General features: G+C 73.3%; 11 protein-coding genes. 7 read left to right on the plus strand and 4 right to left on the minus strand.

The features are described 5' to 3' along the window. Positions 1-104 precede the first annotated feature (104 nt). The 3 genes from ACFQ3T_RS18515 to ACFQ3T_RS18525 form a co-directional block, all read right to left on the minus strand. Positions 105-1,490: a hypothetical protein gene (locus ACFQ3T_RS18515; protein WP_380724542.1), complete on the minus strand. Its 1,386-nt coding sequence runs from the start codon at positions 1,488-1,490 to the stop codon at positions 105-107. An 86-nt stretch (positions 1,491-1,576) separates the two neighbouring features. Beyond that, positions 1,577-3,409, minus strand: a complete 1,833-nt coding sequence (locus tag ACFQ3T_RS18520) for a ricin-type beta-trefoil lectin domain protein (RefSeq protein WP_380724543.1) — start codon at positions 3,407-3,409, stop codon at positions 1,577-1,579. A gap of 211 nt (positions 3,410-3,620) precedes the next feature. Then, entirely contained in the window at positions 3,621-4,628 is a 1,008-nt protein-coding gene (locus tag ACFQ3T_RS18525) for a LacI family DNA-binding transcriptional regulator (RefSeq protein ID WP_380724544.1), read from the minus strand. A 122-nt stretch (positions 4,629-4,750) separates the two neighbouring features. Between ACFQ3T_RS18525 and gndA the strand changes: the two genes are divergently transcribed. The 3 genes from gndA to ACFQ3T_RS18540 all read left to right on the plus strand — a co-directional run bounded on the left by gndA (position 4,751) and on the right by ACFQ3T_RS18540 (position 9,381). Continuing rightward, positions 4,751-6,190: an NADP-dependent phosphogluconate dehydrogenase gene (gndA, locus tag ACFQ3T_RS18530; RefSeq protein WP_380724545.1), complete on the plus strand. Its 1,440-nt coding sequence runs from the start codon at positions 4,751-4,753 to the stop codon at positions 6,188-6,190. Between the two features lie 24 nt (positions 6,191-6,214). Beyond that, entirely contained in the window at positions 6,215-6,835 is a 621-nt protein-coding gene (locus ACFQ3T_RS18535) for a rhomboid-like protein (protein WP_380724546.1), read from the plus strand. A gap of 341 nt (positions 6,836-7,176) precedes the next feature. After that, a complete protein-coding gene (locus tag ACFQ3T_RS18540; protein WP_380724547.1) occupies positions 7,177-9,381 on the plus strand; it encodes a SulP family inorganic anion transporter in 2,205 nt (734 codons plus the stop codon). A gap of 289 nt (positions 9,382-9,670) precedes the next feature. Here ACFQ3T_RS18540 and ACFQ3T_RS18545 read toward each other — a convergent pair whose 3' ends face one another. Further along, a complete protein-coding gene (locus tag ACFQ3T_RS18545; RefSeq protein ID WP_380724548.1) occupies positions 9,671-9,991 on the minus strand; it encodes a hypothetical protein in 321 nt (106 codons plus the stop codon). 149 nt (positions 9,992-10,140) lie between these two features. Here ACFQ3T_RS18545 and ACFQ3T_RS18550 point away from each other — a divergent pair, with 149 nt between their 5' ends. From ACFQ3T_RS18550 to ACFQ3T_RS18565, 4 genes are all read left to right on the plus strand, one after another. Next, complete coding sequence (locus ACFQ3T_RS18550) at positions 10,141-10,989, plus strand: helix-turn-helix domain-containing protein (RefSeq protein ID WP_380724549.1); 849 nt, start codon at positions 10,141-10,143, stop codon at positions 10,987-10,989. 18 nt (positions 10,990-11,007) lie between these two features. After that, entirely contained in the window at positions 11,008-11,199 is a 192-nt protein-coding gene (locus ACFQ3T_RS18555; RefSeq protein ID WP_380724550.1) for a DUF397 domain-containing protein, read from the plus strand. Positions 11,200-11,439: 240 nt separating this feature from the next. Continuing rightward, a complete protein-coding gene (locus ACFQ3T_RS18560) occupies positions 11,440-12,096 on the plus strand; it encodes a DedA family protein (RefSeq protein WP_380724551.1) in 657 nt (218 codons plus the stop codon). 365 nt (positions 12,097-12,461) lie between these two features. Beyond that, the coding region (locus ACFQ3T_RS18565) for an AfsR/SARP family transcriptional regulator (RefSeq protein WP_380724552.1) at positions 12,462-13,892 on the plus strand (1,431 nt) is incomplete at its 3' end.

Consider the following 13,892-nt stretch of genomic DNA (forward strand, 5'->3'; position numbering starts at 1 on the left):
CCAGGCCTTGGGGCGGTGCGGTGGAGCCAGGCCTTGGGGCGGTGCGGTGGAGCCAGGCCTTGGGGCGGTGCGGTGGAGCCAGACCGCGGGGCGGTGCGGGGGAGTCAGGCCGCGGGGCGGTCGTCGAACAGTGGTTGCCAGCGGCCGTCGAAGCCGCCGTTGGCCGCCAGGTGCCAGCCCGGCGGCAGCCAGACGCCCACCTCGCGGCTCGCGCTGTCGTCGATCCCGCCCGAGTGCACGAAGAACTCGTGCTGCCGCCAGTAGGCCCCGTGCGAGGCGAGGTCGCCGCTGACGGCTCCCCGGCTGCGCCCCGAGCTGTCCAGCCCGGTGCCCGCGAACCCGCCGAAGTCGTCCGACCCCGACGGCGTGTCCTCGTTCAGCTCCGCCGAGTACGCGCCGAAGAACCACGCCTTCGACAGGTACCCCTCGCGCCCGTCGGTCAGGTCGGACGCGGCGTCGTCGCGGGACTGGTTGTAGAACCGCTGCACGCCCGTCCCGATGCCCAGCGCGGGCGTCTCGAACCGCACGTCCACCACGTCGGTCGCCAGCCAGTGCCGCTGCCACGCCGACTGCGACCAGTGCGTCGGCACGATGTCCGCCAGGTCCTGCAGCTCGTAGGTCAGCCGCTTGACCCGCGGCCACGTCACCTTCGTGCCGTTGTCGACCCGGCTAGCCTGGGCGGACGCGTTGGCGAACGTCAACGGCACGGCCCCGAACGCCGCCACCGCGCCCGCCGCGCCCTCGGGCACGAACGCGTAGTGCACGTTGCGCTTGTCGTCCGCGCCGGAGATGTTCACCTCGGCGTTGCCGCCCGCCGCCATCCGCCCCGAGACGTACGCCCACGTGTTGGTGACGTACCGCAGCTCGTGCGCGTGCGGCCCGGCGTCGGGCAGGTCGAAGTCGCTCTCGTCGGCCTGCCACAGCATCAGGTGCCTGCCGTTGGCGGTCTGGAGGAAGTTGACGTCCGGGTCGTACGACCGCCGCATCACGTGGTCCTTGTGGTGCGTCACGGTGGAGTTGGCGAACGACTCGCCCGCGCCGCCCGGTGTGCCGGTCACCCCGCGCACCACGATCTCGACCCGTTCCCAGTCGTGGATCTCGTCGCCGTCCTTGTCGGCCGCGTTGTAGACGTGGTACAGCAGCACCAGCGACTTGCCGTCGTTCCCGGTGAACTCCAGCAGCGCGGTGTAGAGCGTGGGCCGGACGCGCCACCGCTCGTACCCCGCGGTCCCGGCGACGTACTGGGGGACGAGCTTCCAGTTGGCCCGGTTGGTGGCGTAGACGCCGTCCCGGTCGAAGTCGAAGTTCGCGAGCCAGTCCCGGCCCTGCTTGCCGTCGTTCTCGTCACCCCTCTTGAGGATGACGGGCGCGTAGTAGTTGAGGTACGCCTGCCGCTGCGCGACGGTCAGCGTCCACGGGGCAGCCTGGGCCGCGGGCGCGGTCAGGCAGGCCGCGAACACGGCCGCGACGAGCACGAGGAGTCGTGTCATGCCCTGGACTCTCGCGCCGTCGCGGCCGGGTTGTCAGCGGGGTCCCGCCCTACCGGAGCGGGACCCCGTAGTGGGGACGACAGCGGTCAGGTCAGGTTCCACTTCTGGTTGGCGCCGCCCGTGCACGTCCAGATCTGGAGCCTTGTCCCGTCCGCGCTGGTGTTGCCCGTGACGTCCACGCACTTGCCGGTCGCCGGGTTCACCAGGTCGCGGCCCGAGGTGTGGGTCCACTGCTGGTTCGCGCCGCCCGCGCAGCTCCACAGCTGGAGCTGCGCGCCGTCGGCGGTGCCGTGGTCCTTGATGTCGAGGCACTTGCCGAGCGCCCGCAGCGTCCCGTCGCCGGGCCGCGTCCACTGCTGCGCGGCCGTGCCGTTGCACGTGTACAGCTGGACGGCGGTGCCGTCCGCGCTGCTCGCGCCGGCGACGTCGACGCACTTGCCGGCCAGGCCGGTGATGGCGCCGCCCGTGCCGCCGCCGCTGCCGGGCGTGCCCTGCCAGGTGAACGTCGCCGAGGTGCGGGCGGGCAGGGTGTAGGTGAACGACTGGTTGCCCCAGTTCACGCGGACGGACTGCGACGACGTGCCGCCGTTGTGCGCGATGAGGGCCTTGGAGCCGTCCGGGTTGCGGTAGGCCACGTTCTGCACGGTGCCGTTCGCGGTCGAGTCGATCCGGTGCGCGCCCGGCTTGACGAACTTCGTCAGGTGGCCGGTGGTGTAGTACTCGACGGTGTAGTCGACCTGGCCGGCCCGCGCGCCGCCCTCCTGCACGGTGATCAGGCCGGTGCACGTGCCGCAGCCGCCGTTGTGCGGGCCCATGTTCTGGTTGAGCGCGAGGCTCCACTTCACCAGGCTGGAGCTCCAGTTGCGGGCGTAGTTGACGATGTCGGCCATGTCCTCGTTGTGCTGGTTCGAGATCCACGTGCCGCCGGAGTGCTCGGTGCTGAACTGCCGCACGTTCGGGTACTGGTTGCGCACCTGCGTGCCGACCGCGGGGTCGCCGAAGTAGCCGTGCCACGCGATGCCGCCGAACAGCGGGTCGTTGCGCACGCCCGCGTCGCCGAGGATCGCCGCGCCGAAGTTGGCGTAGTCGCCGTAGTTCCAGTCGTGCACCAGCACCTTGGTGGTGATGCCCGCCGCGCGGAACGCCGGGTAGACGTGGTTCTTGGTGAACTCGACCAGGCCGGACGGGTTCCAGGCCATGCCGGGGTAGTTCATCGCGGTCGGGTTGGACGCCTGGCAGCAGTTCGGCTCGTTCTGCACCGACAGGTAGTCGACCGGGATGCCGGCGGCCTGGTAGCTCTGGACGTACTTCACCAGGTACTGGGCGTACGTGGGGTAGTGCTCCCACTTGAGCCAGCCCATCTGGTCCATGCGGCCGTTGTCCTTCATCCAGCCCGGCGCGCTCCACGGCACGCCCTTCACCCGCAGCTGCGGGTTGAGCTGCTTGGCCTGCTGCGTCAGCAGCCGCACGTCGGTGTCGTACCCGTTCGCGCCCCAGTCGCTCAGGTCGCAGCACGTGTCGTCCAGCGAGACGTGGCCGGGCCGCGACAGGTCCGAGGCCCCGATCGGGTTGCGCACGAACGACAGGCCGATGCCGTCGACGGGGTGGAACAGCTTGCGCATCACCGCGTCCCGCGTCGCGGCCGAGACGGGACCGCCGCGCAGCAGGTAGGCGGTGGTGTCGGTGATCGACGCGCCGCCGCCCTCGAACTGCTGGTACGTCGTGCCCTCGTTGACGGTGATGGTGTGGGCAGCGCTGCCGCCGTTCGCGCTGAACGCGACGGACGGCTGCTGGGCGAGGCCGCGGGTGACGGTCCGGCCGCCCGCGTCGGAGGTGGTGGTCAGGTAGACGTTGACCGTCTCGCCCGCGGCGGAGGCGGTGGACGTGGAGGCGGTGACCGCGGCGGCGAGTGTGATCACCGCTATGCCGGTGCTGATGAAGGCCCGACGGTGGGATGAGGGCACCTCGGACTCCTTTCACGACGGTGTGCGCAGGGTCAGCGGGCGTGAAACAGATGAAACAATTCTGGAACTTATCCGCACGTGAAAGGAAACAATGGCCCGGAACCGGTGTCAAGGCTGAGCGTCCAGCCCGGTAAATACCGTGAAAAGCGGTGGAACAGCGGACGCGTCACACGCGCGGCACGGGCCCCGTGGACGCCCTGACCACCAGTTCCGTGGCCAGCTCCACGTGCAGCGCCTCCAGATCGTGCCGGTCCAGCAGCCGCATCAGCAGGGTCACCGCCATCCGGCCCATCTCCTGCAGCGGCTGCCGCACCGTGGTCAGCTCCGGCCGCGTGGCCCGGCTCAGGTCGAGGTCGTCGAACCCCGCGACGGACACGTCGCGCGGCACGTCGAGGCCGCGTTCCCGGGCCGCCCGCAGCGCGCCGACCGCCATCTTGTCGTTGAACGCGACCAGCGCCGTGGGCCGGTCCGCGAGGTCGAGCAGCTCGCGGGCGACGAGGTAGCCGTTCCCGGTGGTCGGCTCGTCGACGTGCCGCAGCAGCTCCGGCGAGGGCAACACGCCGACGTCCGACAACGCCGCCGCGTACCCGGCGAGCCTGCCGTCGCTGGCCTGCCAGTCGCCGGGCCCGCCGATGATCCCGATCCGCCGGTGGCCCAGCTCCACCAGGTGCGCCATCAGCCGGCGCGCGCCCGCGAAGTGCGCCGCCGACACCGACGCCACGTCGCGCGGCAGCTCGGTGCGCGGGTCCACCACGACGAACGGGAAGCCGCGGTCGCGCAGCCGGACCAGCTCCTCGGCGGGCTCCGGCGGCAGGATCAGGATCGCGCCGCCCACGTCCGACCGGCCGGGCAGGCCGGCCAGCGCCGACGCCGGTCGCGCCGACGTGCCCGCGCTGAGCACGACCTGCCGGTGGTGCAGCGCCAACGTCTCCGCGACGCTCGACACGATCAGCCCGAAGTAGTCGGTGAGCAGGTACGGGCAGCGCACGTAGACGGGCTCGGTCGGCTTCGCGCCCCGCGGCCGGGGCGCCTCCGCGCCCAACCCGGCGACGGTCCGCAGCACCAGCTCCCGGGTGTGCTCGGCGACGTTCGCCTGGCCGTTGAGCACCCGTGACACCGTGGCGATGGACAGCCCGGTCGCCCGTGCCACGTCCCGCACCGTCGCCCTGGCCATGCCGCCCCCCGTTCCACCGTTGTTTCACGATGTTACAGGCGTGACGGACGCCGCACGGCGCAATGGGCGTCCAGAGGTGTCGGACAGGTGCGCGCGAGCGCCGATTTCGGCAGGCTGTGCAGATGACCACCTCCGAGGCACCCGCGCGGATCGCCGTCACCGGGCTCGCCGTCATGGGCAGCAACCTGGCGCGCAACCTCGCCCGGCACGGTTACCGCGTCGCCGTGCACAACCGCAGCAACGCCCGCACCAAGGCGCTCGTCTCCGAGCACGGCCACGAGGGCGACTTCGTGCCGGCCGAGACGCTGGAGGAGCTCGTCGCGAGCCTCCAGACCCCGCGCCAGATCATCATCATGGTGAAGGCGGGCGGCCCGACCGACGCCGTCATCGACGAGCTCGTGCCCCTGCTGGAGCCGGGCGACATGGTGATCGACGGCGGCAACGCGCACTACGCCGACACCCGCCGCCGCGAGGCCGCCCTGCGGGACGCCGGCCTGCACTTCGTCGGCGCGGGCATCTCCGGCGGCGAGGAGGGCGCGCTCAACGGCCCCTCGATCATGCCGGGCGGGTCGAAGGAGTCCTACCAGCACCTCGGGCCGGTGCTGGAGGACATCGCGGCCAAGGTCGACGGCGTGCCGTGCTGCGTGCACGTCGGGCCGGACGGCGCCGGGCACTTCGTGAAGATGGTGCACAACGGCATCGAGTACGCCGACATGCAGCTCATCGCCGAGGCGTACGACCTGCTGCACCGGGTCGGCGGCATGACGCCCGCCGACGTCGCCGAGGTGTTCCGCGGCTGGAACACCGGCGACCTGGAGTCGTACCTGGTGGAGATCACCGCCGAGGTGCTGGGCCACGTGGACGCCGACACCGGCGCCGCCCTCGTGGACGTCATCGCGGACGAGGCCGAGCAGAAGGGCACCGGCCGCTGGACCGTCCAGGAGGCGCTGGAGCTGGGCGTGCCGGTGACCGGCATCGCCGAGGCGGTGTTCGCGCGGTCCCTGTCCGGGCGGGCCGGCCAGCGGACCGCGGTGCGCGCCGCGTTCGGGCCGGCCGACGTGCCGGTGGCGGGCGACTCGTCGCTGGTGGAGGACGTGCGGCAGGCGTTGTACGCGTCCAAGGTCGTCGCGTACGCGCAGGGCTTCGACCAGATGCGGGCGGCGAGCGCCGAGTACGGCTGGGACCTGGACCTGGGCGCGATGGCCACCATCTGGCGCGGCGGCTGCATCATCCGGGCCCGGTTCCTCGACCGCATCCGCGAGGCCTACGACAAGGCGCCCGACCTGCCGTCCCTGCTCGTGGACGACTACTTCCGCGACGCCGTGCGGTCGGCCGAGGAGGCGTGGCGGCGGGTCGTGGTGAAGGCGGTGTCCGCGGGCGTGCCCGCGCCGGGGTTCGTGTCCGCGCTGGCGTACTACGACGGCCTGCGCTCCGAGCGCCTGCCCGCGTCCCTCATCCAGGGCCTGCGGGACTTCTTCGGCGCGCACACGTACCGCCGCACGGACCGCGAGGGCAGCTTCCACACCCTCTGGTCGGGTGACAGGTCCCAAGTGGACGCCTGAGCCGGCTGCCCCGATCATGGCCCGGTGCGAGATCACTTCCGCCGGAACCCCGCCACGGCCGGCTACCTGTCGGCCGTGGCGGTCCTCGCGCTGCTGACGCGGTTCGTGTTCGCCGACGGGATGTCGGCGCAGGTGCGGGAGTCGCTGAGCACCAACACCGACAACCTGGGCCACCACCCCGTCAACGCCCTGCTGGGCAGCGCGTTCGTGCTCGACACCGCCGGCGACGGCGTGATCCGCACCGGCCTCGCCCTGGTGGCGGTCGCGCTGTGCCTCGGCGCGCTGGAACGCGAGGTCGGGTCGTGGCGCGCGTCGGCGGTCGCCCTGGCCGGGCACGTCGGCGCGGCGCTCGTGGCGGCCCTGGCCGTCTCCTCCGGCGCCTACCCCGGCGACCTGTCCGACGTCGTCGACGTCGGCCCCGGCTACGTGGCGCTCGCCGCGGCCGGCTCGACCACCGTGCTGGCGCCCGCCGTGCTGCGCCTGCCGTGGGTCGCCCTCCTCGTCGCGTACCCGTTGGCAGGGGCGCGGTGGTTCGGCGTGGTCCCCGAGTTCGCCGCCGTCGGCCACGTCGCCGCCGTCCTCATCGGACTGTGCGCGGGCGCGTTCGCGGTGCGTCGCGCCTACGTCGCCGTCGGCCGGCTGTGACACCCGATCCCCGCAGCGGCCGTCACCAGGGGTGACGATCCGGCGGGTGATCAACACGTCCGGGTGGAACCGCTGTGAGACAAGGCAATTCGTCGTCATCATGGTGTGGACGCGACCTGTGCGACGCGGGCTGTGCCGACACGTCCCCTGTGCCGACACGGAGGTGCCACCGTGGCGAACCCTCACCACCGCGCCGGGGCCGAGTTCCGACTCGCCTTCTGGCCGCGCCTGCTGCCGCCCTTAGCGCGGTCGTAGGCACCTCTCCCGAACGACGACACCCCGCGGCCGACCGCGGGGCGATGCCCCCTACCCGCGACACCTTCCTGCCGAGAGGACCCGACATGACCTGGCTGCGCCCCGAGAAGTCCCACGCCGGCGAGCACACCACGGCCGGCCCACCGGGCGGCCTCGCCACCGTGCTGCGGCACGACCTGCCCGCCTCCGTCGTGGTGTTCCTGATCGCCGTGCCGCTGTCGCTCGGCATCGCCGCCGCCACCGGCGCGCCGCTCATGGCGGGCCTCGTGTCGGCCGTCGTCGGCGGCGTCGTCGCCGGGGCGCTCAGCGGCGCCCCGTTGCAGGTCAGCGGCCCTGCGGCGGGCATGGTGGTGGTCACCGCGGGCATCATCGCCGAGTACGGCTGGGCCGCCACCGCCGCCATCACGCTCGCCGCCGGCCTCGTGCAGGTCGCGTTCGGGCTGACCCGCCTCGGCCGCCTCGCGCTGTCCCTCTCCCCGGCCGTGGTGCACGGGATGCTCGCCGGCATCGGCGTCAGCATCGCCGTCGGCCAGGCCGCCGTGGTCCTCGGCGGCGCCGCGGCCACGTCCGTGTTCGACAACCTCGGCCGCCTGCTCACCACCGACGTGCGGTGGTCCGCCCTGCTGGTCGGCGCGCTGACCGTCGCCGTCATGGTGCTCTGGCCCCGCCTGCCGCGCGCCGTGCTCGTGCCCGCGCCGCTGGTGGCCGTGCTCGCGGCGACCCTGGTCACGACCGGGCTCGACGTGGCCCGCGTCGACCTGCCCGACGACCCGCTCGGCCAGGTCGTGCTGCCGCAGCTGCCGTCCGGCACCGTCGCCGGCGTCCTGTTCGCCGTGCTGACCGTCGCCGTGGTGGCGAGCGTCGAGTCCCTGCTGTCGGCCGTCGCCGTGGACAAGCTGCACGACGGGCCGCGCGCGGACCTCGACCGGGAGCTCGTCGCCCAGGGCGCGGCCAACGCGGTCGCCGGCGCGCTCGGCGGCCTGCCGGTGACGGGCGTGATCGTGCGCAGCTCCACCAACGTCGCGGCCGGCGCGCGCACCCGCGCGTCGACCGTGCTGCACGGCGTGTGGATCGCGGTGTTCGTGCTGGCCCTCGGGTCCGTGCTGGAGCTGATCCCGCTGGCGGCGTTGGGCGGCGTGCTGCTGGTCATGGGCCTGCGGCTGGTGGACGTGCGCCGGATGCGCGCGCTGTGGCGGCACGGCGAGTTCGCCGCCTACGCGGTCACCCTCGTCGGCGTCGTGGCGCTCGGGCTGGTGGAAGGCGTGCTGCTCGGCGTCGCCGCGGCGGCGCTGCGCTCGCTGCACCGGCTGACCCGCAGCTCGGTCCGCGTCGACCAGGAGCCGGACGGCTGGCGCGTGGTGATCCGCGGCTCGCTGGTGTTCCTCGGCGCGGGCCGGCTGGTGCGCCGGCTGCGCGAGATCCCGCTGGGGCAGCGCGTCGTGCTGGAGCTGCACATCGACTTCCTCGACCACGGCGCGTACGAGGCGATCGACGACTGGCGCGTCGGGTACGAGCGGCTGGGCGGCCACGTCGAGGTGGACGAGGTGCACGACACGTGGTTCAGCAAGGCCAGGAAGGGCATCCCGGCGCTGCGCAAGACGCCGCTGTCGCCGTTGCCCAGGTGGTTCGCGCCGTGGTCGCACTGGCAGCGCCGGCACGCCGTCACCGTGCCCCGGCAGCGCGGTGACGCCGACCCGATGATCCGCGGGATGCGGGAGTTCGAGCGCACCACCGCGCCGCTGGTCCGGCCGTTCCTGGCGGAGCTGGCGGCGCGCGGCCAGCGCCCCCGGCAGCTGTTCATCTCCTGCGCCGACTCCCGCGTGGTGCCGAACCTCATCACGACCAGCGGGCCGGGCGACCTGTTCTGCGTGCGCAACATCGGCAACCTCGTGCCGCTGGAGCACGACGACTCCGTCGGCGCGGCGATCGAGTACGCGGTGGAGGTGCTGGCGGTCGAGACGATCGCGGTGTGCGGCCACTCGGACTGCGGCGCGATGAAGGCGGTGGTCCACGGTTCGACCCGCCCCGGCACGCGGCTGCACTCGTGGTTGAAGGCGGTGGAGCCGAGCCTGATCCGCTTCCACGGCAGCGAGTCGGAGCTGCCGGTGGTGGAGCGGCTCGCGGTGGCGAACGTCGCGCAGCAGCTGGACAACCTCATGGCGTACCCGAGCGTGCGCGAGGCCGTGGCCACCCGGTCGTTGCGCCTGGTCGGCATGTACTTCGACATCTCGGCGGCCCGCGTGTACCTGGTGGACCCGGAGCACGACGGCCTCGAACCCGTCCGGGTCTGAGCGGTCCTGTTCGGACGCGTCGCGTTCGGACACCGCCGGTCGGGCACCGGCCGTTCGGGCACAGCGCGGTCGGCCACCGCCCGGTCGGATACTGCCCGTTCGGGCGCGGCGTGGTGCGGCACGAGGGGTGGGGCACAACGCGGTCGGACGCGACGGGGGTGACCACAGCACCGGTCCCGGTCGGGGGGAGGCGGGACCGGTGCTGCGGTTCGGGTCGGGGGCGCTGAGAGCCTCGGGGGAAGGCGCGTCGCCCGACCGGAGCGGGCCGTGCCCGCTCGTCCAAGGGGCGCTAACCCACGCTGCGCAAGCGCTTGCGCGGAACGGGCGAGTCCTCGCCGACCACGGTCAGGCACAGTTGCGCGCCGAGGTAGGCGCGGCACGGGGCGGGCCGGCGGCGGCTCCACCACCGGGTGCGGCACGTCGGGCAGCGGCCGTGCTCGTCCGGGGTGTGCTCGTCCAGCAGCGCCTCCACCACGGCCACCACGCGCGGCAGCTCGGTGCGGGCCAGTTCGGCGGCCGTCTCGTCGTCGCCGGTCGACGCCAGGCGGACCAACGCGTCCAGGTGCTCGTGCAGGGACCGGTCGAGCTGGCTGAAGACGGTGACGGACACCTTCGGCGCTCCTTCCGGGCGGTGGTGTGCTCCAGCAGCCTGCGACCGGGTGCGACCGACTGCAAGTTGCACTACACGAATGGATGACGTCCCTTTGCCCGTCACGCCGCCGGCCACAGACTGGAGCGGTCGCCATGGGAGGTGTGCGGATGCCACGGGGCAGCAGCCCGACGCTGCGCAAGCGCCGGCTGGTCAGCGAGCTGCGCCGGCTGCGGGAAGCGGCCGACCTGACCATCGAGGAGGTCGGTGCGCGGCTGGAGTGCTCCGCCTCGAAGATCAGCCGCATCGAGACCGGCCGCGTCGGCGTCACCCCGCGCGACGTCCGCGACATGCTCGCCGCGTACGGCGCGGACCCGGCGACGCTGGAGGAGCTGGTGCAGCTGGCCCGGGACGCGCGGCGCAAGGCGTGGTGGGACGAGTTCGGCGACATCGCGCCCGGCCGGTACGTCGGGTTCGAGGCGGACGCCGCGTCGGTGCGCACGTACCAGGGCCTCATGGTGCCCGGCCTGCTCCAGTCCGAGGCGTACACGAGGGCGTTGATCGGCGGTGTCCTGCCCGACGCCGCGCCCGCGGAGGTCGACCGCCGGGTGCAGCTGCGCAAGGCGCGCCAGGCGCTCCTGCTGGAGGACGACCCGCTGCGCCTGCACGCGGTGGTGGACGAGGCGGCGGTGCGGCGGCTCGTCGGCGGCCGGGACGTGATGGCGGACCAGCTGCGGCGGCTGCGCGACCTCGCGGAACAGCCGAACATCACGCTCCAGGTCGTCCCCTTCGAAGCGGGCGGCCACGCCGCGATGGACGGCCCGTTCGTGATCCTCGCCTTTCCCGAGCGGTTCGACCCGGACGTGGTCTACCTCGAAAGCGCGAGGAGCGACGTCTACCTGGAACAGCCGTCGGACGTCGCCAGGTATTCCGACCTCTTCGCGCGCCTCTGCGCCGACTCGCTCGACCCGGCCGCGTCGTCCGCGCTGATCGAGCGGGTGGCGCGGGAGCTGGCCTGACCTTCGAGGTGAACTGGCATGGCACGGGAGTGGCGCAAGAGCACGCGGTCGTCCGCCGGAGGTCCGGAGTGCGTGGAGATCGCGTTCGACCCGTCCGGCGCGGGCGTGCGTGATTCGAAGAACCGGAGCGCCGGCGAGTTGGACTTCGGCGTCGAGCAGTGGTGCCGATTCGTGGGCACGGCCAAGAATGGCGTGGTCGACGCGCGCTGACGGTTCCCGACCGCGCCGGCGGTGATCCGCCGGCGGCGGCGCGCGAACCGTTCCGAAAAGCGACGACCATTCATCTCGGGGTTGTGCCGTACGGCGCGTCCCCGACTTTCGGCCACCCCTCGTACGACCGGGGTCTGGTGGTCGGTCACCCCCCGGTCCGATGCGCCCGACGACGTGGCCGCGGTGGACTCCCCCTAGCCTGCACACCGGTGCTCGTCATGATCCACAGGGGGATGAACCATGGCCTTGCTGACCGACGCCCTGGAAGGGCTGGCCGGTCTGCCCCAACCCGCGGTGCTCGCGGTGACGGGCGCGTTGACGTTGGCGGAGTGCACGCTGGGCGTGGGCTTCATCGCGCCGGGCGAGAGCGCGCTGCTCCTGGCCTCCACGACGGTGACGACCGTGCCGCGGTTCCTGGTCATGTGGCTGGTGGTGTCGGTGTGCGCGGTGGCGGGCGACAGCATCGGCTACTTCCTGGGCCGCAGGTACGGCGACCGGCTGCGGGAGACGAAGGTGGTCCGCCGGATCGGCCAGGAGCACTGGGACAAGGCGGGCGCGCTGCTGCGCCGCCGTGGCGCGTGGGCGGTGTTCTTCGCCCGGTTCATGCCGGTGGTGCGGACCCTCGTGCCCGCGTCGGCGGGCGCCTCGAAGCTGGAGTACCGCCGGTTCCTGCCCGCGTCCATCGCCGGCGCGGTGAGCTGGTCGGCGCTGCACATCGGCATCGGCTCGGCCGCGGGCGCGTCGGCGAAGTACATCGAGTCCGTGTTCAACGGGGTGATGTGGGTGCTGATGGCCCTCGCGGTGGTCGTCGGCGTCGTCGTGGCGGTGCGTCGCCGCCGGAAGGCCGCCAGGGCCGCCGACGCGGACGGGCCGCGGGAGCTCGAAGAGGTCGCCTAGGCGCGCGAGAAGGGGCCGTGACCGGGGGTTCGGATCCCGGTCACGGCCCCTTCCACTGGGGAGGGCAAGGGAGTCGTGACCATCCCCTACCGGATGGCCCCGCTCCGGTGGAGAAGGGGACGAGGGCAGGCCGGCGTTCCGCCGCCGCGGGCTGGATGCCCCTTGCACGCCGGCCCGCCCTCGTCGTTCATGGAGAGCAACGGGTGTTCCGCTGTCTGGCCCAACCTCCCGCACCGGGGTTCGCCCTGTGTGGTTGATCGGACACGCTTAGCGTAAGAATGCGGCTACAGGACGACTGGAGCCCGACTGAAGTGATCTCCTAGGCTCCGTTGTGGGGGGCACAACCTTCGGTGAAGGATCGGTCGGTGGCAGACGGCGGCGGGGAGCCCTTGCGGTTCGAGGTGCTCGGCCTGCTCCGGGCGGTGCGCGGCGGCGGGGAGGTGGACCTCGGCGCCGCCAAGCAGCGCGCCGTCCTGGCGGTGCTGCTGCTGGCGCGCAACATGCCGGTGAGCCGGGACCAGATCATCGAGGCGGTGTGGGGCGACAACACGCCCAGCAGCGCCGTGAACCTCGTGCAGACCTACGTGGCGGGGCTGCGGCGGGCGCTGGAGCCGCGGCGGGCCCGCCGCGCGCCGGCCGAGCTGCTGACCGCCGCCGGCGACGGCTACCTGCTGCGGGTCGACCAGGACGCCGTCGACCTGGACGACTTCGAGCGCGGCGTGGCCGCGGCGGCCCGGTTGCGGGCGGGCGGCGACCTCGTGGCCGCGGCCACCACGCTGGACCAGGCCCTGGGCCTGTGGCGGGGCGAACCGCTCGGCGGCGTCGTCGGCCTGTTCGCGGAGGTCGAGCGGGGCAGGCTGGCCGAACGCAGGCTCGCCGTGCTGGAGGAGCGGGCCGAGCTGCTGCTGCTGATCGGGCGCGGCGCGGAGCTGGTGCCGTCCCTGACCACGCTCGTCGGCGAGCACCCGCTGCGCGAGCGCGGGCACGGCCTGCTGATGCGCGCGCTGTGCCAGGCCGGGCGGCAGGCCGAGGCGCTGGCCGTCTACCGGGAGGCGCGCCGGGTGCTGGTCGAGGAGCTGGGCGTCGAGCCGGGGCCGGAGCTGCGCAAGCTCCAGCAGGCCGTGCTGTCGGGGGAGAACCCCGAGCCCGAGCGGCCGACCCGCCCGATGGCGCTGCGGACGGCGGCGGACGCGACGCCCGCGATCACGCCGGCGCAGCTGCCCCGCGCCTCGGTGTCCCTCATCGGCCGGGACGACGAGCTGAAGCGGCTGGACGGGCTGCTGGCCGACTACCCCGGCGGCGGGCTGGTCCTCGTCGTCACGGGCCCCGCCGGCGTCGGCAAGACCGCGTTGGCGCTGCACTGGGCGCAGCGGGTGCGGGAGGACTTCCCGGACGGCCAGCTGTACGTCGACCTGCACGGGTTCGACCCGAACCAGGAGCCGCTGGGCGCGGGCGAGGTGCTCAGCCGCTTCCTGCGCACGCTCGGCGTGCCGTCGCCGGACATCCCGGTGACGGTGGAGGAGCGGTCGGCGCTGTTCCGCACGCTCATCGCGGACCGGCGCATGGTGGTGATGCTGGACAACGCGCGCGGCTCGACCGAGCTGCTGCCGCTGCTGCCGGGTCCGCCGTCGTGCGTCGTGGTGACGTCGCGGCGGCGGTTGGTCGGGCTGGTCGCGCACGCCGAGGCGCGGCTGGTGGAGCTGGACATGCTGGACCTCGACGCGGCGGTGGCCGTGGTGGGCCGGGTCGCCGGGCGCGACGACACGGAGTCCGCCGCGCTGCGCCGGCTCGGCGTG

This window comes from Saccharothrix hoggarensis, assembly GCF_042678885.1.
Taxonomy (GTDB): Bacteria; Actinomycetota; Actinomycetes; order Mycobacteriales; family Pseudonocardiaceae; genus Actinosynnema; species Actinosynnema hoggarensis.

Bases quoted from the DNA above. Each gene is read 5' to 3' on its own strand.
- ACFQ3T_RS18550 (WP_380724549.1), top strand. From the start codon at position 10,141: ATGCCACGGGGCAGCAGCCCGACGCTGCGCAAGCGCCGGCTGGTCAGC.
- ACFQ3T_RS18560 (WP_380724551.1), top strand. From the start codon at position 11,440: ATGGCCTTGCTGACCGACGCCCTGGAAGGGCTGGCCGGTCTGCCCCAA.
- gndA (WP_380724545.1), top strand. From the start codon at position 4,751: ATGACCACCTCCGAGGCACCCGCGCGGATCGCCGTCACCGGGCTCGCC.
- ACFQ3T_RS18540 (WP_380724547.1), top strand. From the start codon at position 7,177: ATGACCTGGCTGCGCCCCGAGAAGTCCCACGCCGGCGAGCACACCACG.
- ACFQ3T_RS18525 (WP_380724544.1), bottom strand. From the start codon at position 4,628: ATGGCCAGGGCGACGGTGCGGGACGTGGCACGGGCGACCGGGCTGTCC.
- ACFQ3T_RS18555 (WP_380724550.1), top strand. From the start codon at position 11,008: ATGGCACGGGAGTGGCGCAAGAGCACGCGGTCGTCCGCCGGAGGTCCG.
- ACFQ3T_RS18515 (WP_380724542.1), bottom strand. From the start codon at position 1,490: ATGACACGACTCCTCGTGCTCGTCGCGGCCGTGTTCGCGGCCTGCCTG.